Genomic DNA, 19,483 nt, shown 5'->3' with positions numbered 1-19,483 from the left:
GCCATTTGCCGCCGCTTTTGTGGCTGCGCCTGTAGATCTATTGGAGCGGACCCAGGGAAACGGCCTTCACGGAAACCTCATCGGTGCAGTCGACGGCGCGTACCGAGGTGATCGGATGGCTTCGCCAACCCGATCAATTACTGAGCTGAAAAATTGGCTGGGGCGGCAGGGTTCGAACCTGCGCATGGCGGCATCAAAAGCCGCTGCCTTACCACTTGGCGACGCCCCAACAGAGGCGGCCTTATAGCGGGGCCGCGGCGTGTGAAAAGCCCTTCCGCGTCTCAATCGGCGAGATGGTGCAGCCAGTTGTTGTCGTCGGGCGAGGTGCCGCGCTGGATCGAGACGAGCGCGTCGCGCATCCGCATCGTCATTTGGCCGGGACCGCCGCTGCCGATCGTGAAACGGCCCTCAGGGCTCGCCACGGTGCCGATCGGCGTCACCACTGCCGCGGTGCCACACGCAAACGCCTCGACCAGCCGGCCGCTCGCTGCATCGGCACGCCACTGGTCGATCGTGTAGCCTTCCTCGCGGACCTCGATGCCCTGCGCGCGTGCGAGCGTCAGGATCGAGTCTCTCGTAATGCCGGGCAGGATCGTGCCGGTCAGCGCCGGCGTCGCCATGCTGCCGTCGTCGAATACGAAGAAGATGTTCATGCCGCCGAGTTCCTCGACCCAGCGACGCTCGGCCGCATCGAGGAAGACGACCTGGTCGCAGCCGTTGCGGATCGCTTCGGACTGCGCGAGCAGGCTGGCCGCATAGTTGCCGCCGCACTTGGCCGCGCCGGTACCGCCCTGCGCCGCTCGCGTATACTGCTGGCTCACCCAGATCGACACGGTCGGCGCGCCGCCCTTGAAATAGGCGCCGACCGACGAGGCGAGCACCATGTAGAGATACTCCGCCGACGGCTTCACGCCGAGGAACACTTCCGAGGCGAACATGAACGGGCGAAGGTATAGCGCGCCGCCGTCGCTCTCCGGAATCCAGTTCGCATCGGTCTTGACGAGTCGCTCGACCGATTCGAGGAACAGGTCCTCGGGCAGTTCGGGCATCGCCAGCCGTCGCGCCGAATCCTGGAAGCGACGAGCGTTCGCCTCGGGACGGAACAGCGCAGTGCCGCCGTCCGCAAGCCGGTACGCCTTCATCCCCTCGAAAATCTCCTGTGCGTAATGCAGCACCGACGAGGCCGGATCGATCGTCAGCGGCGCGCGTGCGGTGATCCGGGCGTCGTGCCAGCCTTCGGTATCGCTGTAGCGGATCATCGCCATGTGATCGGTGAAGACGCGGCCAAAGCCCGGGTCGATCAGCCGTTTCGCGCGCTCGTTCGCTTCGACCGGGGTCGCATTCTGTTCGTGCAGGAAAGCACAGGTCGACGCAAAAGCTGGAGCGGACATCGAATTCTCTCTCGTGGCGGGTTGCCGACGACTACGGGCGATGTCTAAACCGGTCAACATGCCTGCCACAGCTTCGTCCGCTTCACCCCTGTTCCTTCGCGAACCCGAACTCCGCCGCGGCATGGAGTTGCTGTATTTCGGCTACAGCCACCTGACGCGGTCGATCGACCAGGGCCTTGCCGAGGAGGGCCTGGGACGCGCGCATCACCGCGCACTGTATTTCATCGCGCGCAGGCCGGACATGACGGTGAGCGATCTGCTGTCGCTGCTGGCGATCACGAAACAGTCGCTGGGACGGGTGCTGAACGAACTCACGGCGCGCAAACTGGTCGAGACCCGGCCCGGGGAACGCGATCGACGCCAACGGTTGCTGCGGTTGACGGAGGAAGGCTCGATCATGGAGCGCGAGCTGTTCGAGGCCGCGCGGATACGGATGGCGGCGGCCTATGCGAATGCTGGGCAAAGCGCGGTATCCGGGTTCTGGGCCGTGCTGGAGGGGCTCGTCCCAGAGAGCGAGCGGTCGCAGGTTATCGGCTTGCGCGGTTAAGGGGGACCGTCAGATTCGACTCGCCCGCGTGAAATAACCGGAAGAAGGAACTACCCTGGCTTCCTCAGCGTGCGGCAGCGGCCATTTCGGCGTTGCGGCGTTCGGACGCGGCCAGGGTTTGGGTCAGCAGCTTCACGAGCGCATCGTTGCGGTCGAGGACGTTCATACCTTCGCGCGTCGACCCACCGGGACTGGCGACGCGGTCGGCGAGCACGGCGGGCGACACCTCTGCGTCAGCCGCCATGATCGCGGAGCCCTCGAGCGTGGCGATTGCGAGACGGGCAGCCTGGTCCTCGGGGAGGCCCAGGGCGGCGCCCGCCTTGGCTAGCGCGTCGGCGAACCGGAACACAAAACCCGGGCCGCATCCGGCGAGTGCCGTGACGGCATCGAAATGCGCCTCGTCGGCGATCCATTCGTAGTGGCCGAGCGGGGCCGCGAAGGCCTCGGCCGCTGCGATCGCCTCGTCCGATGCACCGGCCGTGTAGAGCGACGTCACGCCCTTGCCGATCGCGACCGGAAGATTGGGCATCGCACGGACAATCGCGTCGGCCGTAAACCGTGCGGCAAGCGCGGCGTGATCGACGCCTGCGAGGATCGACAGCAACAGCTTCGGAGCGCCCTGCAGCGGTGCCAACAGCGCCTGCGCCGCGTCGATCTGTTGCGGCTTGAGCGCCAGCATCAACGTGGCGGGGGCGTGCTCATCCGGTAACGCCGTCAGCGAGCGCACACCATCGGGTGCGCCCTGCCCGCTCCGCGTGATCACCGTCACGCTCTTCGGATCGAGACCGGCCGCGATCCAGCGATTGAGCATGGCGCCGCCCATATTGCCGCACCCGATCAGCCAAAGCGGCCCGACGGGAAGGCTCATACCCATCCTCACGCCTCGCCGTGCGTTTCGATCAGTGCCGCGGCTAGTGCATCCTTTGGGCTCTTGCCGCCCCACAACACGAACTGGAACACCGGATAGAAGCGCTCGCACTCCTCGATCGCGGATTCGACGAGCAATTCTGCCGCCTCCAGCGACATCGTCCCATCGTCTCCGCCATCGACCATCGCCGCATGCCGGAACAACAGGATGCCACTCGACGACCAGAGTTCGAAATGGCCGATCCAGAGCTGTTCGTTGACCAGCCCCATCGTCTCGTACACCGCCTGGCGTCGTTCGTCGGGCACCTTGATGTCGGGGAACGCCAGGAACTGCAGCACGCTGTCGTCCTCACGCCACAGCGCGCGCAACTCGTACGTCGTCCAGCTTCCTTTGACGGTCGCGACGATCTCATCCTCGTGACGCTCGTGCTCCCAGCCGTGCGCGGCATAGTAGCTTTCGAGCATGTCGATCGGGGCGGCGTCTTCGTGGTCGTGATCTACTTGGTCGAGCATCATAGGGTCCTGGCGGTCCTTATCGCACGACAAAGGGTGCCGAGGCAAAAACGCCACGGCAACCCCATCGAACCCGTTTCTGCGGAAAACTGTGGAAAAGTCAGTCGACCGACGCCCCGGACGGCGCATTTACTGTGGTTTTCGCTTCAAGAGCGTCGAGGCGGGCCTTGAGCACGTCGTTCTCGTCGCGCGCGGCGGCAGCCATCGCCTTGACCGCGTCGAACTCTTCGCGACTGACGAAATCGAGCCCGCCGAGCCATTCGCGGGCGCGTTCCCGCGCGCCAGACCCGGCTTCGCGACCGACGCCCGCAAGCGTACCGGCCGCACCGTTCAAGACCTTAACGATATCGTCGAACACGCGGTTTTCGGACTGCATTGCTTCAAATTCCCGTAAGATCAGTTCGTCACAGCATTTGGGACGTATGGCTAGCGGGTGCAAGGGTTTCAGCATTGGGGTTCAACTGCCCGATGCTGAACGCGAGCACGCCGGCAAAGCTGATCCACACCATATAGGGCAGCATCAGCCAGGCCGCGGCAGGACGGATGCGCGCGAACACGACCGTGGCTGCAATCGACAGCGCCAGCATCGCGACGATCACGAGGACCGACAGGCCGATCTTGTGTGCGCCGAAGAACATCGGCGTCCAGGCGAGGTTGAGCGCGAACTGCCCGACGAACAGCGCGACGGCTAGTCCCCGCAATCGCGCACCGCGTGCGTTGAGGATCATCGCCAGCGCGAGCCCGATCAGGATATAGAGCGTCGTCCATACGACGGGGAAGACCCAGCCCGGCGGGTTCAGCGCGGGCTTGGCGAGCGCCATGTACCAAGCATTGTCGCTGCCGACGCTCACGGACCGGCCGGACACGAAGCCAAGCAACAGGATCAGGGGCACGGTCACGACCGCCCAGCGGAGGAACGACATCCTCAACTGGCCCTTCGAAGCGATACCGCCCACACACGTCCTTCCGTCTCTACGCGGGCTCGTCCTGCCGCGGGTTTGGCGATCCGTAAACCGTGCGTGTTGGAGAATCGTTCCGCTAGTGGTTCATTCCGGTACGGTGGGGGACGCCCGATCGCCGCCATGCAGGGCAGCGATCAGGAATTCGACATTGCCTTCGGGGCCGGTGATCGGGCTTTCGACGACGCCCGCGACGTGCCAGCCCTGCCCGGTCAGCCACGCCGCGACCTCGTCGCAGACGCGCTGGTGGATTGCGGGATCGCGGACGACACCGCCCTTCCCCACTTCGCCGCGCCCTGCCTCGAACTGCGGCTTCACCAGCGCCATCAGCCTTGCGTCGGGTTTGGCGAAACTCATTGGGCGTTCGAGCACCTTTGCCAGACCGATGAAGCTCGCATCGCAGACGATCAGGTCGATGGGTTCGGGAATATGCGCGGGCGTGAGAATGCGGGCGCTGGTCTGTTCGTGGACGATGACGCGCTCGTCCTGACGGAGCGACCAGGCGAGTTGGTTCGTGCCGCTGTCGACCGCGTATACCTTCGCCGCGCCGTTCTTCAGCATGACGTCGGTAAAGCCGCCGGTCGACGAGCCCACGTCGATTGCTACCGCCCCGGTCACGTCCCAGCCATAATGCGCGAGGCCGTGCGCCAGCTTGATCCCGCCGCGCGAAACCCAGGGGTGATCGCGACCGCGCACGTCGAGTTGCACGTCGTCCGCGAGCGTCTGCCCCGGCTTGTCAACCTTCTTCGTCCCCGCGAACACGAGGCCCGCCATGATCAGCGCCTGCGCGCGCGTCCGCGACTCGACGAGGCCTCTGTCGACCAGCATCTGGTCCGCGCGTATCTTTGCCATGGCCCGCTATTGCCGCCCGATCCGATTGCCGCAAGCTGCCTTCCTTTCGCCGCAATGCTATTGCCTACCGAACGAGTAGGATTACGTTAAAGGCATGGGATCGTGACCGGATGGCGTGCCCTAGAGCGTCCTTCGGCCACGCTCCCGGCCTCGAAGAACGAGGTTTTGGAGAAGGAGAAGCGCTGTGGGTTCTTTCGCACCGTATGATTCCGTCCAGCCGACGATCCTGACCGTGCCCGGCCTTGGTGGCTCCGGACCTTCGCATTGGCAAACGTTATGGGAGGACGCGCGGCCCGACACGGTCCGCGTCGAACTCGGCATGTGGAACACGCCGCATCGCAACGCCTGGGTGACGCGGCTGGATGAGGCAATCCGCCAAGCTCAGGCACCGGTGATCCTCGCCGCGCACAGCCTCGGGTGCCTCGCGGTGGCGTGGTGGGCGGAACTCAGCCCGCAGCCTTATGGCTGGCCGGTAGCGGGCGCGCTTCTCGTGGCGCCGGCGGACGTCGATCGCGGCGGCGCGCAGGCCGAACTGAAGGGCTTCTCGCCGACGCCGCGCACGCCGCTGCCATTCCCGTCGATCGTGGTGGCGAGCAGCGACGACCCATGGGTGACGCCGGAACGCGCGCACAGCATGGCGGCGGACTGGGGCAGCCACTTCGTCGATGCGGGACCGCAAGGGCATTTGAATGCCGCGAGCGGGATCGGCTGGTGGCGCGAAGGGCAGGACTTGCTCGACCGGGTCATCGCGGCGAGTGGCGATGGGCGGGGGCAGGCTTTGCCGCCAAGTAAAGCGCGGTCGATCCTTGCGGTGAGCGCTACAGACGCCGCGCAGACGCATTACTTGGGCGGGTAACCTCACCTACCTGACGAGGACACCACCCCGGCGAAGGCCGGGGCCCAATTGGTGAGGTCACAGTAACGAAGCACCGCGCTCCGTTACCAACGTCTCCCAATTGGGCCCCGGCCTCCGCCGGGGTGGTGGCTGCTACCAAAGTCGGCTTACGAAATCCGCGTACCGTTCTCGTCGAACAGTTCGGGGTTCGCCGCCTGCTCAGCCTTCGCCGCCGCCAGTCCACCCCGCATCCGCCGCCACATCGCAATGTTCAGCGACACCATCACGATCACCGCTAGCGCGATGATCACGAGGCCCTTGGTCGGCCCGGTCATGCGCGCGCTTCGGCAACCCCGCGCGAATTGTGGCGGAGCGCCTTCAGCACGGTGTCCACCAGCGCGGTCGCATCCAGGCCGGCTTCGGCGTATTGGACTTCCGGCTTGTCCTGATCCTGGTACACGTCCGGCAGACGCAGCGTGCGGAGCTTCAGACCGCCGTCGATCAGCCCCTCGTCCGACGCCATCGTCAGGACGTGCGCGCCGAAGCCACCAACCGAGTTTTCCTCGATCGTCACCGCGACCTCGTGCGTGGTGAGCAACTTGCGAATCAGGTCGGTATCGAGCGGCTTGGCGAAGCGGAGATCGGCGACCGTGGTGCTGAGGCCCTTGGCTTCGAGGATTTCAGCGGCCTTGAGAGCCTCCTCGAGACGCGTGCCGAGCGACAGGATCGCGACGGTCTTGCCCTCGCGCACGACACGACCCTTGCCGACCTCCAGCAGTTGCGGGGTCTCAGGCAATGCGACGCCGGTGCCGTTGCCACGCGGATAGCGGAGCGCGATCGGGCCGGTGTCGTACTGCGCCGCAGTGTGCGTCATGTGGACGAGTTCGGCCTCGTCCGCCGCCGCCATCACGACGAAGTTCGGCAGCGTCGCGAGGTAGGTGACGTCGAACGAGCCGGCATGTGTCGCGCCGTCCGCACCGACCAACCCCGCACGGTCGATCGCGAAACGGACCGGCAGGTTCTGGATCGCGACGTCGTGCACCACCTGGTCATACGCGCGCTGGAGGAACGTCGAGTAGATCGCGCAGAACGGGCGCATCCCCTGCGCGGCGAGGCCGGCCGCAAAGGTGACGCCGTGCTGCTCGGCAATGCCGACATCGAAGAACCGGTCGGGATACGCCTTGGCGAACGCGTCGAGCCCGGTGCCCGACGGCATCGCCGCGGTGATCGCGCAGATCCGCGGATCGTTCGCGGCCTCGGCGACGAGCTGCGCGCCGAACACGTTCTGGTATTGCGGCGGCCCCGGCGGTGCCTTGGTCTGCACGCCGGAGATCACGTCGAACTTCTGGACGCCGTGATACTTGTCCGCGGCCGCCTCGGCGGGGCCGTAGCCCTTGCCCTTCTTGGTGACGACGTGGACGAGGATCGGGCCCTCTTCGGCATCGCGGACATTCTCTAGCACCGGGATCAGGTGTTCGAGGTTATGGCCGTCGATCGGGCCGACATAATAGAAGCCCAGTTCCTCGAACAACGTGCCGCCCATCGTCATGCCGCGCGCGAACTCGTCGGTCTTGCGCATGCCGCTGGCGATCGGCCGTGGCAGCCGCTTGGCGAGCTTCCGGGCCAGATCGCGAAAGCCGAGGAACTCGCGACTCGACACGATCCGGCTGAGATATGCCGACAATCCACCGACCGGTGGCGCGATCGACATGTCGTTGTCGTTGAGGATCACGACCAGCCGGTTGCCCGCCTGTGCGGCGTTGTTCATCGCCTCGTACGCCATGCCCGCGGACATCGCGCCGTCGCCGATCACGGCGATGCCCTTGCCGGGCGTGCCCGCAATCTTGTTGGCGATCGCAAAGCCGAGCGCGGCCGAGATCGAGGTCGAAGAATGCGCCGCGCCGAACGGATCGTATTCGCTCTCGCTTCGCTTGGTGAAGCCGCTGAGCCCCCCGCCCTGGCGGAGCGTGCGGATCCGATCGCGGCGCCCGGTAAGGATCTTGTGCGGATAGCATTGGTGACCAACGTCCCACACCAGCCGGTCGCGCGGGGTGTCGAAGACATAGTGGATCGCAGTGGTCAGCTCGACCACGCCGAGGCCCGAGCCGAGATGCCCGCCGGTGGTGCCGACCGCGGAAATCGTCTCGGTACGCAGTTCGTCGGCGAGTTGGCGGAGCTGGTCCGGGCGCAGCTTGCGGAGGTCGTCGGGCGTCGAAACGGTGTCGAGCAGCGGTGTCGAGGGAAGGTCGGCCATCGGACGGGCTTAATGCAGCGCGCGTATCGTGTCGATTGTTACCGTGTCCTGAGCTAGCATTCGCGCTGGAATCGCTCGGGAAGTGCACAAATATGAACTTTACGCACCGTGTCGCCGTCGCCGCGGATATTCCGGCGATATCCGCGCTGATGGCCCGTTCGATCGGCGCGTTGCAGGGGGACTTCCTCACGCCGGCACAGGTCGAGGCGAGCCGCGCGGTGGTGGGGCTCGATACGCAGTTGATCGCGGACGGGACGTATCTGCTGGTCGAGGCGGACGGTCGGCTGGCCGGATGTGGCGGGTGGAGTCGGCGGGCGACGCTGTATGGTGGCGATCACAGTACGGCGTTGCGAGATGCGGCGCTGCTCCATCCGATGCGCGACGCGGCACGGATCCGCGCGATGTATACCGATCCGGATTTTACGCGGCGGGGTGTCGGGCGGCTGGTGTTGTCGGTTTGCGAGGCTGCAGCGCGCAAGGCCGGGTTTGCGCGGGCGGAGATGATGGCGACACTGGCCGGGGAGCCGCTGTACCACGCCTGCGGGTATCTGCCGATCGAGCGGATAGAGACGCCGGGCGAGGTCCCGGTGCCGATGATCCGGATGGGGAAGGATCTGGTGTAGAACCTAGCCCCACACGTCCCGTCACCCCGGACTAGTTCCGGGGTCCACGGTGCCGCAAAATTACGTCTATCGAGTGTGCGGAACGGTGGATGCCGGAACAAGCCCGGCATGACGTAGAGGGCGCGAGGCTACTTCGCCTCGCAGTCCGCACATCGCCCGCGGACTTCGATCACCGGGCGGACCGGGGAGAAGCCGGCCGCCTCCGCCGCGCTGCGGACGCCCTTGGTGATCGTGTCGTTGTCGAGATGCGTGGTCTGCCCGCACGAGTCGCAGACCAGGAAGATGCAGTCGTGCAGGCAATCCGGGTGCGCATTGGCGACATAGGCGTTCGCGCTCTCGACTCGCCGCGCGAGGTTCGCGCCGACGAAAAGGTCGAGGATGCGGTACACGCTGTTCGCCGCGACCCGGCGACCTTCGGCTTTCGAGACGGCCTCCGCGATGTCGTACGCCGATGCCGGCTTCTCGAAGCTGGCGAGGGCTGCGAACACGCTGGCGCGCATCGTCGTCCATTGCTCGCCGGCCTTTTCGAGCGTCGTCTGTGCTGCGACGGTGAGATCGGCGCCCTGCGGTTCGGTGTGGTTGTGAGCGTGCGCCATGCTGGGTGAAGTAGGATGCCGGAAGGGTTCCAGCAACCCGCTCAGCTTTCCGCGCGACGGTTGAGATCGTGGCCGAATGCGAGCAGCCCGACGCCGACGATCGTCCACAATGTCTCGCCGCCACCGCTGTCGTGCGGCAGCGTCATCGCGCCCGCCATGATGCCGAGCCCGAGCGCACCCATCGCGGCAGGCATCATATAGCCGTGGTTGAGCACGCCGCGGCCGAGCGCGAGCGCGCCCAGGCCGATCGCGATCGTCAGGCCAACTTCGTGAAAGATCGGGTCGAGCAGGAAACCGCCCGCGGTCGACATCAGCGCGACCAGCACCGAGGTCGCCAGGCAATGCACCATGCACAGGCCCGACAGTCCGATCGCGTAACGATCGAGACCGGCGAAGCGGTGGGTATGCGTGGCCGAGGGCGTCATCGTTCGTCGGATATAGACGGTCGACTGAAAGGATACAACATTACATTGCGGATTTTTGGCAGCGCGATGGAGGGTTTGAGGCTGGCACTCCCTCCTCCTTGTTCTCCCGCGAAGGCGGGAGCCCAGTCTGGGCTCCCGCCTTCGCGGGAGAACAAGGAAGTAGCGTGCGACGGTAGCGAGTCCGGCTTTTACCGAACCGCCCCCAGCAACATGAAGCAACGGCGCACCACGAACCGATGGCGCCCCGCCGCGCAAACCACTATCTCCTCACCATGCTTCAACCCAGCGCCGCCTTTCTCACCAAAGCCCGTCCTCGTTCCGTCGCCCTGTGGCTGTTCACGGTCGCCGGCCTGATCGTCGCGATGGTCGTCATCGGCGGGATCACGCGGCTGACCGAGTCGGGGCTGTCGATCACGCAGTGGAAGCCGATCAGCGGGATCATCCCGCCGCTCAACGACGCACAGTGGCAGGCCGAGTTCGACGCCTACAAGCGCATCCCCGAATATGCCGCGTTCAACGCCGACATGACGGTCGGCGGGTTCAAGGCGATCTTCTTCTGGGAATATCTACACCGGCTATGGGGCCGCGTCATCGGTCTGGTGTTCGCGGTGCCGCTGATCTGGTTCGCGGTGCGCAAGCGCATCCCGGTCGGCTATGGCTGGCGGCTGTCGGCGCTGCTAGCGCTTGGCGCGTTCCAGGGCGCGATCGGCTGGTGGATGGTCGCCTCCGGCCTGTCGGTGCGAACCGATGTCAGCCACATCCGGCTCGCCGTCCACCTGCTGACCGCACTGACGATTCTTGCAGGGATCGTGTGGACCGCGCTCGACCTGATGGCGCTGCACCGCAATCCGCTCGCCGCCCCTGCCCGCCTCGCGCCCGTAGCGATCCTCGCGCTCGCGCTGCTGTTCGTGCAACTCGTCTATGGCGCGTTCACCGCGGGGCTCGACGCTGGCTATGCCTTTGCGAGCTGGCCGCTGATGGGCGACGGGCTGTTTCCAGCCGACGTGCCGATGGTAAACCCCGCCTGGAGCAACGCCGTCGACAACCCGATCGTCGTCCAGTTCATCCACCGTTGGTTCGCGTTCGCCGCCGCCGCCGGGCTGATCTGGCTGGCTATCAAGGCGACCAAGACCGGGAGCAGCGCCGGCTTCTTCGTCGTCGGGCTGGTCACACTCCAGATCATGCTCGGCATCGCAACGCTGATGACCGGCGTGCAGATCGACGTCGCGGTCGCACACCAGGGCAACGCTGCACTCCTGCTGATTGCCGCGATGTTCGCCGCGCATGTGGTCAGCACCGCACCCCGCTCAAAGCAGCGGGTATAATAATACCCGTCAGGAAACCGGCGGAAAGCTTGACTTGAAGCCCCCCTTTCAGCATTAGGCCGGCATTCGCGCTGCGGGATCATTCCCTTGGTGCGCTTGCATTCAATCTGGAAGGTCTAACGCCCATGAAGGCGCTCATGAAGACCACCAAGTCGGCGAAGCCGGCAGAGGTGGACAAGCAGTGGCATATCGTCGACGCGGAAGGTCTCGTCGTCGGTCGTGCCGCATCGATCATCGCCAACGTCCTGCGCGGCAAGCACAAGGTGTCGTTCACCCCGCATGTCGATTGCGGTGACAACGTCGTCGTGATCAACGCCGACAAGATCCGCTTCACCGGCAACAAGGCCGCGAAGAAGATCTATTACAAGCACACCGGTTACGCCGGCGGCATCAAGGGCATCACTGCCGCCAAGGTCCTCGACGGCCGCTTCCCGGAGCGCGTTCTCGAAAAGGCTGTCGAGCGCATGATCCCGCGCGGCCCGCTGGGTCGTGAGCAGATGCGCAACCTGCGTATCTTCAAGGGCACCGAGCATCCGCACGAGGCACAGAACCCTGCCGTGCTCGACATCGGCAGCATGAACCGCAAGAACAAGGTGGGCGCATAATGTCCGACAACCGCCAGTCGCTCGCCGATCTCGCGAGCCTGACCAACCAGCCCGCGCCGGCTGCCCCCGCCGAGCAGGCTCTGCCGACCAGCGAAGGCGATCTCGCAGCGCCGGTCTCGAACGAGCCCGTCCGCGAGCCGATGCCGCTGCGCGAGCAGATCCTCGACAAGCAGGGCCGCGCCTACGCGACCGGCCGTCGTAAGGACGCCGTCGCACGCGTCTGGGTCAAGCCCGGCACCGGCAAGATCACGATCAACGGTCGTGACCAGGAAGTGTATTTCGCACGTCCGACGCTGCGTCTCGTCATCAACCAGGTGTTCGGGATCACCGAGCGCGAAGGTCAGTACGACGTCGTCTGCACCGTCAAGGGTGGTGGTCTTTCGGGCCAGGCCGGCGCGGTTAAGCACGGCATCAGCCAGGCCCTGACCCGCTTCGAGCCGGTGCTGCGCGCAACGGTGAAGACCGCAGGCTTCCTGACCCGCGACAGCCGCGTCGTCGAGCGCAAGAAGTACGGCAAGGCGAAGGCCCGTCGCAGCTTCCAGTTCTCGAAGCGCTAAACTCGCTTTCAGTATCTGCGTATCAGAAGGGCGGTCCGGCAACGGGCCGCCCTTTCTGGTTTTAGGGCCTGGTGCAGGACGACATCGTTCTTCCGCGCACAGGAGCCCGAGGTAGAAAGCGGCGTCTGCGGCGATCCTCCCCCGCTAGGGGGAGGTGGCTGGCTCTTGCCAGACGGAGGGGGCGGTAAGGAAAACCGCTGTTCCGTGTCCTCCCCCTCCGTCACCTGCGGTGCCACCTCCCCCTGGCGGGGGAGGATCGTTCCGATACGCCCAGCTCATCCCAGCGCGGCGATAATCTCGGCGAGCGAGGCGTTGTGGATACCGCGACGGTCGAATTCGTCGAGCATCGTCGTCCACCACGCGTGGAACTGCTTCAAGTCCGCAGCATCACGGACATAGGGTGTGTTGCCCGGTGCCAAGGACGGCGAGTGGAACGACAGGTTGAGCAGCCCGAGCCCTTCGCCTGCCGCAACCGCGACAGCTTCGAGCGCGGCGGCGATCGGCATGTCTTCTGGGGTCAGCGCGACGCGCGACAAGAGGCGCGCGCGCGCGAATACCCCCCTGCCCTTCGGTAGGCGGCCTAGTGCGTTATACAGCCTGCCGCCGCCCCATCGCACGTGGCCGGTAAAAACGGTCGTCAGCGGCAGCTCGACGATACCACCTGCGCGATAGGCACCGGCATCCGCCATCGAGAAGTCAGGACCACCATCGTCGCTATAGTCGTAGCCGGGGCGGATCGAACTATCGATCCGGTAGCCGAGCCCTGCCAGCAGTTCGAAACTGTACGGACCGATGCCATAGCGACCCGCGCGGTACGCGCGCGGTGGCGTCCCGAATGCCGTCGTGATCGCGATCGTCAGCGTTTCGAGCTTGGCCGCCTCCAGCGCGCGCGGCAGGTTGCCGGCATAGCTGGCCGCCGATGTCGCCGCCTCCTCGAACGGCGGATTGACCCAGGCGTGGAGCTGCGTGCCGATTTCCGACCGCCCATCCTCGATCGCGCGCGCCAGGATCGCGACCGACGCCGGGTCGGTGGCGATGGGGTGATCGATCATGCAGTTGAGCGCGACGCCGCGGTCGGCGAACCGCCGATGCGCGTCGGGAAATGCCGCCATCGCCGTCGTCGCGCGGTTGCAGGGGTCGAGCGGCGCACGCCAGTCGAACTCCTCCTCGACATCGACGAAGACGGTGAAGCGCGTGCCGAAATCCTCGGGCCAGACGATCCGCTGCGCATCGCTCGGCCGCGGCGGTCGGTACGTCACCGCTGCTCGTCGGCGGCGCGCTCCGCTTCGGCGACATCGGCGGCGGGAAGTTGCAGCGTCAGGCGATCGAGACCGATGGTCAGCGCGCCGCCCAGTTCGACCGCAAGGTTCTGCGCAAGCCGCAACGCGAAGCCGGTGCCGAGCAGCGGCGCGCCGTCACCGCGATCATCCTGCTCGGTATCGATGCTGAGCAAAATGTCGGTCGCGTGCGCCGCCAGCGCGGCCGGGCGATCGAAGGCGATCGTCACGGTATTCGCGACCGGGCGGACGACGATCGCGAGCTGCTCGCCCTGCCGCGCCGCCGAGACCAGCGCTGCCAGCAATCGGCCGATCAGCCGCTCGACCGCGCGATCGTCGCCGAGAACATCGCAATCGCCCGCGGGCATCGCCACGCTCAGACTGGCACCGCGCAACGTGACGAGCGGTTGCAGGTCCTGCGTCACGCGGTCGAGCAGCGGACGGACCGGCACCGTGGTCGGGCGCAGATCGAGCGCATGCCCCTCGATCCGCGCCGCGGTGTCGAGATCGTCGATCGCGGCGAGCAGGTCGCCCGCCTGCGTGCGGATCGCGGTCGCGCGGTCGCGGTAGGTCGGCGAGACGGGACCGAGCAACTGCGTCTCGATCAGCTCGGCGAACCCGGCGATCGCATTGGTCGGCGTGCGCAGTTCGTGGACGAGCTGGCGGAGCGAATCGGAGACGGGCGAGGCAGCGCGGACCGGTTCCGCGGTCTCGTCGCGGCGCGGTCGGCGTGCCGTACCGCGAAAGCCGATAAACCGGCCCGATGCGTGATCGAAGGCAGGGACGCCCGACACGCGCCACGAGCCGAACGCGTCCGACAGGCCGCCGACCTCCAGCCGCGCGTCGCTGAACCGCGACCGGCGGCGGAATGCGCCTGCCGCGACGCCGTCGAGATGCGCCTCGCCCTGCTGCGCCGCATAGCCGAGCGACACGCCGACCAGCGCTGAGCGCGACACGCCATCGATCATGCGGATGATGCCTTGCGCGTCGGTTTCGAAGCGGAACGTCTCGGCTTCGGTCGGCGTCGCTGCCGGGATCGCGTCCTCGACGGTGCGATCGCGATTGAACGCTTCGATCCGCGCGACCAGGTCCGAAATCTCGAACCGGTCCGCCGATGCAACGGTCGATGGTTCGGGTATCGGTGCGGGTGCGGTTTCGGCCAGTTTGGCATGCCGCAACGCCTCGGCGACCACCGGCAGGCCACGCGCGACCGCCCCCAGCGCCATGAACGGCGTTTCGCTGAGCGGCGAATTGCGCGGAGGCATAGGTGACGAAGCGACCGGCTCGATCCGGGCTGGCTCAAGCTCGGCCGGATTGACAGCGATCGGATCGCGGGCCCGAGGCGGTTCGGCCGGGACGTCAGCGACAGGGACCGGCTGCGCAACGATCTCCTCCGCCGGCGCATCCGGCTGAGGCAGCACGAAGTCGATCGGGCCGAAGCTCTGAAGGCCGCGCTGGACCGACGCCGGCAGATCGCGGCGATGCCGCAGGACCGAGCGGCTCGCCGGCATCAGTCGCGGCAGGATTTCGAGCCATTCGTCGGGCTCCAGCGTCGCGGTGCGCAGTACCGGTGCGGCGATTGCCAGCGCATCCTCGGCAAAGAACCCGACCAGCCGCGCGTCGGGCTTGGCGAAGGCAAGCGCGCGGGCGCTGGCGGCACGGACGTCGACCGGCACCGCTTGGCGCAGCATACGAAGACGCGCGATCGCCGGCTCGTCGACCGGCATCCGCCCGCGGCCCATCAGGTCGACGAGCTGCCGCCACGCGGACTGCGCACCGAAACCGGTGGCCATGTCGGCGGAGAGGATCGTCTTTAGGCTATCGTCGAACCGCACATCGTCTCCCGGCTGAAGCGGGCCTATCACGCTCCCCGTACCGATTCCTTAACGCCGACGACTCCGTGAAGGAACAGCGCATTTTCACGCTAGATCGTGTTCGTCGCAATGTGGGACAATTGCGTTTCGCCGCAACAATCTTATCGCTATGAGGAATGAATCGCTTGGTTTGCGATGCCTATTAGGAGTTGCGTGAAATGAGTTTTGACCGGATCGATCGTCAGATCCTGTCGCTGTTGCAGGCCGACGGTCGGATGACCAATGTCGACCTGGCCGACCAGGTGGGGCTCACCGCACCGCCGTGCCTGCGCCGCGTCCGCGCGCTCGAAGAGGCCGGTGCGATCCGTGGCTACCACGCCGATCTCGACGCGAGCCGTCTCGGGTTCCCGATCACCGTGTTCGCGATGGTGTCGCTGCGCAGCCAGGCCGAGCACGACCTCGCCGCGTTCGAGCATCACATTGCCGATATCCCCGAGATCCGCGAGTGCCACATGCTCAACGGCGAGATCGACTTCATCCTGAAGATCGTCGCGGCGGATTTGAAGAGCTTCCAGGAAATCCTGACGACCCACCTGACGCCCGCGCCGAACGTGGCGAGTGTGAAGACGTCGCTGACGATCCGGACGGCGAAGGCGCTGTCGGGCATCCCGGTCGTGGTGGACTGATCTACCACAATCCTCCCCCGCCAGGGGGAGGTGGCAGGCACAGCCTGACGGAGGGGGAGGTAAGGCTGACCTCAGCTGCCCATCCTCCCCCTCCGTCACCTTCGGCGCCCCCTCCCCCTAGCAGGGGAGGATAGATTTAACGCCCGACACAAACGAAAACGGGGCGGCATTCCTGCCGCCCCGTTTCCTCATATCGAAACCCGGTCGCTTAGACGGCCGGTGCGCCGAGCCACGTCGTCCACAGACCTGCGATGTCCGCCTTGGGCGACGCCTTGACCGCGGAGAATGCGGTCGCCGCGCCGGCCTTGTCGCCCGAGCGAGCGAGCGCGATGCCGAGATGCAGGTTTACGTCGTCCGCATCGATGCCACCCTTGGTGAGCGCAAGACGGTACAGTTCGACCGATTTGGCATAGTTGTTCTGGCCGAGATAGGCGTCAGCCGTACCCGCGGCGAGCTTGCCGTTCGGCGCGGTGGCAGCGCGCTTTTCGAGACCCGACAGCGGACCATCGGCTGCGATGTTCTTGGTCGCATCGGCCAGCAGGCCCTTGGCCATCGTGTTCGAGGCCGGGATCTTGCCCGAGGCAAGGCCTTCCTTGATCACCGCCTGCGCTTCGCTCGGCAAGCCTCGGCGGTTCACGCTATCCGCATATTGCAGATAGTCGGTCTGGTCGGCGAGCGAGTTGGTCGCACGCATCAGGCGGAAGATGTCGACCTTCTGCGGCTCGTCGAGCGTGATCAGCGCGTCCTTCTGGATGCCGGACAGAATCAACACGTCGCGCCAGTTCTTCGCCGTCGGATACGCCGTGATCCACTTCTTCAGCCACGCCATCGTCTCGGGCTTGCGCTTGGCCGCATACGACTTGGCAACCGCATAGCGATAATATTCTTCCGGCGCCTTCTGGCCCGCAGCGGTCATCTGCGTGATCGTCGTGTCGAGATCGGTGGTGGCACCAGCGACGTCGCCGCTGTCCATCTTCGCCTTGATGATCTGAAGCGACAGGTTCGCGTCGTTATACCCGAGTTCCTTCGCCTTGGCGAAATACTGGAGCGCGATCGGGTACTGCTTGCCGTTGAAGGCGAGTGCACCGCGACGATACGCATAACGGCCGCGATCCGCGGCGGGCGTCGCCGGGTTGGCGATCAGCGCATCGAGCGGGGTCGCGAGCGTGGTCTCGTTGATCGGTGCGTTCGGGTTCGCGGTCTGGCCCGCCGCGATTTTCTCGGACTCGAGCTGATAGCGGAGCGCTGCACCGATATACTTCTCGTAATCGGTCTTGGCGGCGGCATCGATCTGGTCGATCGCGGTCTGCGCTGTCGGATAATCCTTGGCGGCCAGCGCGGTCTGCGCGGCGATGCCGGGCTTCTGGACTTCGGGGCTCAGCTTCATCGCTGGTGCCGCGGCGGGATCGGCCTTCTTGTCCTTGGCGAAGGCGGGCGTGGTGAGCGCCATGCTGCTTACACCGGTGGCGAATGCCGCAACCAGAGCAAGCTTGGAAATGGTCTTCATGCGGAAACTCTCCCTTTGCGTCGGCCCCGTACGAATGGCGCGCTGCGACGCTATATGGTCCGCCGTGCATACGTTCAAGCAAGCGGCTTGGATCCCCGCTGTGGAAAATAGCGGGTGAACGTCGATTGAACGCAGCCCCTGCCACAGCTAGATCGCGGCAATGATCGCTGTCCTCTCCCCCGCCAAGACGCTCGACTACGAGACCGCGTTGCCCAAGCTCGATCCGACCATGCCACGGTTCGCCGACGAGGCGACGACGCTGGCGCATGCGGCGGCGCATCTGACGCAGAAGAAGCTGTCGGAACTGATGCATATCTCGCCCGCGCTGGCGAAGCTGAACGCGGACCGGTTCCGCGATTTCGACACACTACCCGAGCGGCCGGCGATGTTCGCGTTCGCTGGCGACGTCTATACCGGGCTGGAGGCCAAGACGCTCGACGAGGCGGCGGTCGATTATGCGCAGGATCACGTGCGGATGCTGTCGGGGCTGTACGGGTTGCTCCGCCCGCTCGACCTGATGCGGCCCTACCGGCTCGAGATGGGCACGCGCTGGGCACCGCGGAAGACGAAGCTAACCGACTGGTGGGGGGACCGGATCGCCAAGCTGCTCGCCGACGACGTCGAGGCGGAGGGATCGGGGACGATCCTGAACCTCGCCAGCCAGGAATATTGGGCGGCGGCGGATGGCAAATTGCCGTCCTCCATACGCGTCGTCGCGATCGATTTCCGCGAAGGCGAGGCGCAGAAGTTCGTCAGCTTCCACGCCAAGAAGGCGCGCGGGATGGTCGCGCGGTGGCTGGTCGAACACCGCGTCGACGACATCGAGGGGATCAAGGGGTTCGACAGCGACGGCTATGCGTATGACGCGGCGGGCAGCAGCGACACGCAGTTCCGGTTCGTACGCAAGTGAGCAGCGCGGTCGTCATCGGTGTGTCGGGTGGCATCGGGAAGGCGCTTGAGGAGGCGCTGATCGACGAGGGTGCGTTCGATACGGTCTACGGGTTCTCGCGGTCGGAGAGCGGCGATCGACATCTCGACCTAGAGGACGAGGCCAGCATTGCGGCGGCGGCCTTGCGGGTCGGGTCCCCAACGCTGGTGCTCGTTGCAACCGGGTTGCTGCACGACGGCGACAAGGGTCCCGAGAAGGCGATGCGCGAGCTCGATCCGGTATGGATGGCGCGCAACTTCGCGATCAATGCAATCGGGCCCGCGCTCGTGGCGAAGCACTTTCTGCCGACGATGCCGAAGGCGGGGCGGATCGTATTTGCTGTGCTCTCGGCGCGCGTGGGGAGCATCGGCGATAACAAGCTTGGCGGCTGGTATGGCTACCGCGCGTCGAAGGCGGCGCTGAACCAGCTGGTGAAGACGATCTCGATCGAGGACAAGCGCCGGAACTCCAGCGGGATTGTCGTCGGCCTGCATCCCGGCACTGTCGACACCGGCCTGTCGAAGCCATTCCAGGGCAACGTCACCCCCGGCAACCTGTTCAAGGCCGACCGCGCCGCGGTGCAGTTGCTCGACGTGATCGATGGCCTGCGCGCACCGGACAGCGGCAAGCTGTTCGCGTGGGATGGCGTCGAGGTCACGCCGTAGAAACCTGCAATCCTCCCCCGCAAGGGGGAGGTGGCTGGCCCTTGCCAGACGGAGGGGGAGGCAAGCGCAACGTCTGTTCCGTGTCCTCCCCTTCGTCGCCTTCGGCGCCACCCCCCCCTGGCGGGGGAGGATCGCTGCCCTTTCGCCCCCACATCCGTCACCCCGGACCTGTTCCGGGGTCCACTGTTCCGCATATCCAATTCCGTCGAATGTGCGGAACCGTGGATGCCGGAACGAGCCCGGCATGACGGAGCGGG

22 protein-coding genes and 1 tRNA gene are annotated in these 19,483 nt (G+C 65.9%); 9 read left to right on the top strand and 14 right to left on the bottom strand.

Features of this window, described 5'->3' with window-relative positions; translation table 11 throughout:
* Positions 1–154: 154 nt before the first annotated feature.
* Both AC3D24_RS01005 and AC3D24_RS01000 read right to left on the bottom strand, forming a co-directional pair.
* Positions 155–229, bottom strand: a tRNA-Gln gene (locus tag AC3D24_RS01005).
* A 52-nt stretch (positions 230–281) separates the two neighbouring features.
* The gene (locus AC3D24_RS01000) at positions 282–1,391 is read right to left on the bottom strand and encodes a branched-chain amino acid aminotransferase (protein ID WP_489027403.1); all 1,110 of its coding nucleotides are present in this window, start codon (positions 1,389–1,391) and stop codon (positions 282–284) included.
* 40 nt (positions 1,392–1,431) lie between these two features.
* On the opposite strand from AC3D24_RS01000, the gene AC3D24_RS00995 reads away from it, so the two are divergent.
* A complete protein-coding gene (locus AC3D24_RS00995; RefSeq protein ID WP_489027401.1) occupies positions 1,432–1,938 on the top strand; it encodes a MarR family transcriptional regulator in 507 nt (168 codons plus the stop codon).
* A 64-nt stretch (positions 1,939–2,002) separates the two neighbouring features.
* Here the strand turns inward: AC3D24_RS00995 and AC3D24_RS00990 are convergent, their stop codons facing one another.
* From AC3D24_RS00990 to AC3D24_RS00970, 5 genes are all read right to left on the bottom strand, one after another.
* Positions 2,003–2,806 (bottom strand): pyrroline-5-carboxylate reductase family protein, encoded by an 804-nt coding sequence (locus AC3D24_RS00990; RefSeq protein ID WP_489027399.1) that lies wholly within the window; start codon positions 2,804–2,806, stop codon positions 2,003–2,005.
* Positions 2,807–2,814: 8 nt separating this feature from the next.
* Positions 2,815–3,321 (bottom strand): type III secretion system chaperone family protein, encoded by a 507-nt coding sequence (locus AC3D24_RS00985; protein ID WP_489027397.1) that lies wholly within the window; start codon positions 3,319–3,321, stop codon positions 2,815–2,817.
* Positions 3,322–3,418: 97 nt separating this feature from the next.
* Positions 3,419–3,694, bottom strand: coding sequence for an accessory factor UbiK family protein (locus AC3D24_RS00980; RefSeq protein WP_489027395.1), 276 nt, complete (start codon positions 3,692–3,694; stop codon positions 3,419–3,421).
* Between the two features lie 28 nt (positions 3,695–3,722).
* A complete protein-coding gene (locus AC3D24_RS00975; RefSeq protein ID WP_489032997.1) occupies positions 3,723–4,241 on the bottom strand; it encodes a TspO/MBR family protein in 519 nt (172 codons plus the stop codon).
* A gap of 123 nt (positions 4,242–4,364) precedes the next feature.
* Positions 4,365–5,129, bottom strand: a complete 765-nt coding sequence (locus tag AC3D24_RS00970) for a TlyA family RNA methyltransferase (RefSeq protein ID WP_489027393.1) — start codon at positions 5,127–5,129, stop codon at positions 4,365–4,367.
* 184 nt (positions 5,130–5,313) lie between these two features.
* Between AC3D24_RS00970 and AC3D24_RS00965 the strand changes: the two genes are divergently transcribed.
* Positions 5,314–5,985 (top strand): RBBP9/YdeN family alpha/beta hydrolase, encoded by a 672-nt coding sequence (locus tag AC3D24_RS00965; protein WP_489027391.1) that lies wholly within the window; start codon positions 5,314–5,316, stop codon positions 5,983–5,985.
* Positions 5,986–6,131: 146 nt separating this feature from the next.
* On the opposite strand, the gene AC3D24_RS00960 is transcribed toward AC3D24_RS00965, so the two are convergent.
* On the bottom strand, positions 6,132–6,299 hold the full coding sequence (locus AC3D24_RS00960) for a hypothetical protein (protein ID WP_480963850.1): 168 nt from the start codon (positions 6,297–6,299) through the stop codon (positions 6,132–6,134).
* Positions 6,296–8,218, bottom strand: coding sequence for a 1-deoxy-D-xylulose-5-phosphate synthase (dxs, locus tag AC3D24_RS00955; RefSeq protein ID WP_489027389.1), 1,923 nt, complete (start codon positions 8,216–8,218; stop codon positions 6,296–6,298). Before dxs ends, AC3D24_RS00960 begins: the two co-directional genes overlap by 4 nt.
* Before the next feature lie 92 nt (positions 8,219–8,310).
* On the opposite strand from dxs, the gene AC3D24_RS00950 reads away from it, so the two are divergent.
* Complete coding sequence (locus AC3D24_RS00950) at positions 8,311–8,841, top strand: GNAT family N-acetyltransferase (protein ID WP_489027387.1); 531 nt, start codon at positions 8,311–8,313, stop codon at positions 8,839–8,841.
* Positions 8,842–8,969: 128 nt separating this feature from the next.
* Here the strand turns inward: AC3D24_RS00950 and AC3D24_RS00945 are convergent, their stop codons facing one another.
* A complete protein-coding gene (locus AC3D24_RS00945; RefSeq protein WP_121885948.1) occupies positions 8,970–9,437 on the bottom strand; it encodes a Fur family transcriptional regulator in 468 nt (155 codons plus the stop codon).
* 41 nt (positions 9,438–9,478) lie between these two features.
* Positions 9,479–9,862, bottom strand: coding sequence for a MerC domain-containing protein (locus AC3D24_RS00940; protein ID WP_056047781.1), 384 nt, complete (start codon positions 9,860–9,862; stop codon positions 9,479–9,481).
* A gap of 272 nt (positions 9,863–10,134) precedes the next feature.
* On the opposite strand from AC3D24_RS00940, the gene AC3D24_RS00935 reads away from it, so the two are divergent.
* The 3 genes from AC3D24_RS00935 (at position 10,135) to rpsI (ending at position 12,349) form a co-directional block, all read left to right on the top strand.
* Positions 10,135–11,187, top strand: a complete 1,053-nt coding sequence (locus AC3D24_RS00935) for a COX15/CtaA family protein (protein ID WP_489027384.1) — start codon at positions 10,135–10,137, stop codon at positions 11,185–11,187.
* Positions 11,188–11,312: 125 nt separating this feature from the next.
* A complete protein-coding gene (gene rplM, locus AC3D24_RS00930) occupies positions 11,313–11,792 on the top strand; it encodes a 50S ribosomal protein L13 (protein ID WP_082441436.1) in 480 nt (159 codons plus the stop codon).
* Positions 11,792–12,349: a 30S ribosomal protein S9 gene (rpsI, locus tag AC3D24_RS00925; protein ID WP_489027382.1), complete on the top strand. Its 558-nt coding sequence runs from the start codon at positions 11,792–11,794 to the stop codon at positions 12,347–12,349. Before rplM ends, rpsI begins: the two co-directional genes overlap by 1 nt.
* Before the next feature lie 275 nt (positions 12,350–12,624).
* Here rpsI and AC3D24_RS00920 read toward each other — a convergent pair whose 3' ends face one another.
* Positions 12,625–13,608 carry a polysaccharide deacetylase family protein gene (locus AC3D24_RS00920; RefSeq protein WP_489027380.1) on the bottom strand — a complete coding sequence of 328 codons (984 nt, stop codon included), beginning with the start codon at positions 13,606–13,608 and terminating at the stop codon, positions 12,625–12,627.
* A complete protein-coding gene (locus AC3D24_RS00915; protein ID WP_489027378.1) occupies positions 13,605–15,461 on the bottom strand; it encodes a sensor histidine kinase in 1,857 nt (618 codons plus the stop codon). The genes AC3D24_RS00920 and AC3D24_RS00915 overlap by 4 nt, the downstream gene beginning before the upstream one ends.
* 197 nt (positions 15,462–15,658) lie before the next feature.
* Between AC3D24_RS00915 and AC3D24_RS00910 the strand changes: the two genes are divergently transcribed.
* Positions 15,659–16,126 carry an Lrp/AsnC family transcriptional regulator gene (locus AC3D24_RS00910; RefSeq protein WP_055880606.1) on the top strand — a complete coding sequence of 156 codons (468 nt, stop codon included), beginning with the start codon at positions 15,659–15,661 and terminating at the stop codon, positions 16,124–16,126.
* 208 nt (positions 16,127–16,334) lie between these two features.
* Here the strand turns inward: AC3D24_RS00910 and AC3D24_RS00905 are convergent, their stop codons facing one another.
* On the bottom strand, positions 16,335–17,633 hold the full coding sequence (locus AC3D24_RS00905) for a hypothetical protein (RefSeq protein WP_489027375.1): 1,299 nt from the start codon (positions 17,631–17,633) through the stop codon (positions 16,335–16,337).
* A 160-nt stretch (positions 17,634–17,793) separates the two neighbouring features.
* Here AC3D24_RS00905 and yaaA point away from each other — a divergent pair, with 160 nt between their 5' ends.
* Both yaaA and AC3D24_RS00895 read left to right on the top strand, forming a co-directional pair.
* On the top strand, positions 17,794–18,543 hold the full coding sequence (yaaA, locus tag AC3D24_RS00900) for a peroxide stress protein YaaA (protein ID WP_489027373.1): 750 nt from the start codon (positions 17,794–17,796) through the stop codon (positions 18,541–18,543).
* Positions 18,540–19,226: an SDR family NAD(P)-dependent oxidoreductase gene (locus AC3D24_RS00895; protein WP_489027371.1), complete on the top strand. Its 687-nt coding sequence runs from the start codon at positions 18,540–18,542 to the stop codon at positions 19,224–19,226. Before yaaA ends, AC3D24_RS00895 begins: the two co-directional genes overlap by 4 nt.
* Positions 19,227–19,483: the final 257 nt, after the last annotated feature.

This window comes from Sphingomonas sp. SL1004 (assembly GCF_057815015.1).
The sequence above is the reverse complement of the archived record's forward strand: the minus strand, read 5'-3'. Positions and strand labels throughout refer to the sequence as shown.

What these genes read in the sequence shown, in the direction of transcription:
- AC3D24_RS01000 (WP_489027403.1), bottom strand. Translation starts at nt 1,391, where the DNA reads ATGTCCGCTCCAGCTTTTGCGTCGACCTGTGCTTTCCTGCACGAACAG.
- AC3D24_RS00995 (WP_489027401.1), top strand. Translation starts at nt 1,432, where the DNA reads ATGTCTAAACCGGTCAACATGCCTGCCACAGCTTCGTCCGCTTCACCC.
- AC3D24_RS00990 (WP_489027399.1), bottom strand. Translation starts at nt 2,806, where the DNA reads ATGAGCCTTCCCGTCGGGCCGCTTTGGCTGATCGGGTGCGGCAATATG.
- AC3D24_RS00985 (WP_489027397.1), bottom strand. Translation starts at nt 3,321, where the DNA reads ATGATGCTCGACCAAGTAGATCACGACCACGAAGACGCCGCCCCGATC.
- AC3D24_RS00980 (WP_489027395.1), bottom strand. Translation starts at nt 3,694, where the DNA reads ATGCAGTCCGAAAACCGCGTGTTCGACGATATCGTTAAGGTCTTGAAC.
- AC3D24_RS00975 (WP_489032997.1), bottom strand. Translation starts at nt 4,241, where the DNA reads ATGTCGTTCCTCCGCTGGGCGGTCGTGACCGTGCCCCTGATCCTGTTG.
- AC3D24_RS00970 (WP_489027393.1), bottom strand. Translation starts at nt 5,129, where the DNA reads ATGGCAAAGATACGCGCGGACCAGATGCTGGTCGACAGAGGCCTCGTC.
- AC3D24_RS00960 (WP_480963850.1), bottom strand. Translation starts at nt 6,299, where the DNA reads ATGACCGGGCCGACCAAGGGCCTCGTGATCATCGCGCTAGCGGTGATC.
- dxs (WP_489027389.1), bottom strand. Translation starts at nt 8,218, where the DNA reads ATGGCCGACCTTCCCTCGACACCGCTGCTCGACACCGTTTCGACGCCC.
- AC3D24_RS00950 (WP_489027387.1), top strand. Translation starts at nt 8,311, where the DNA reads ATGAACTTTACGCACCGTGTCGCCGTCGCCGCGGATATTCCGGCGATA.
- AC3D24_RS00945 (WP_121885948.1), bottom strand. Translation starts at nt 9,437, where the DNA reads ATGGCGCACGCTCACAACCACACCGAACCGCAGGGCGCCGATCTCACC.
- AC3D24_RS00940 (WP_056047781.1), bottom strand. Translation starts at nt 9,862, where the DNA reads ATGACGCCCTCGGCCACGCATACCCACCGCTTCGCCGGTCTCGATCGT.
- AC3D24_RS00935 (WP_489027384.1), top strand. Translation starts at nt 10,135, where the DNA reads ATGCTTCAACCCAGCGCCGCCTTTCTCACCAAAGCCCGTCCTCGTTCC.
- rplM (WP_082441436.1), top strand. Translation starts at nt 11,313, where the DNA reads ATGAAGGCGCTCATGAAGACCACCAAGTCGGCGAAGCCGGCAGAGGTG.
- rpsI (WP_489027382.1), top strand. Translation starts at nt 11,792, where the DNA reads ATGTCCGACAACCGCCAGTCGCTCGCCGATCTCGCGAGCCTGACCAAC.
- AC3D24_RS00910 (WP_055880606.1), top strand. Translation starts at nt 15,659, where the DNA reads ATGAGTTTTGACCGGATCGATCGTCAGATCCTGTCGCTGTTGCAGGCC.
- AC3D24_RS00905 (WP_489027375.1), bottom strand. Translation starts at nt 17,633, where the DNA reads ATGAAGACCATTTCCAAGCTTGCTCTGGTTGCGGCATTCGCCACCGGT.
- yaaA (WP_489027373.1), top strand. Translation starts at nt 17,794, where the DNA reads ATGATCGCTGTCCTCTCCCCCGCCAAGACGCTCGACTACGAGACCGCG.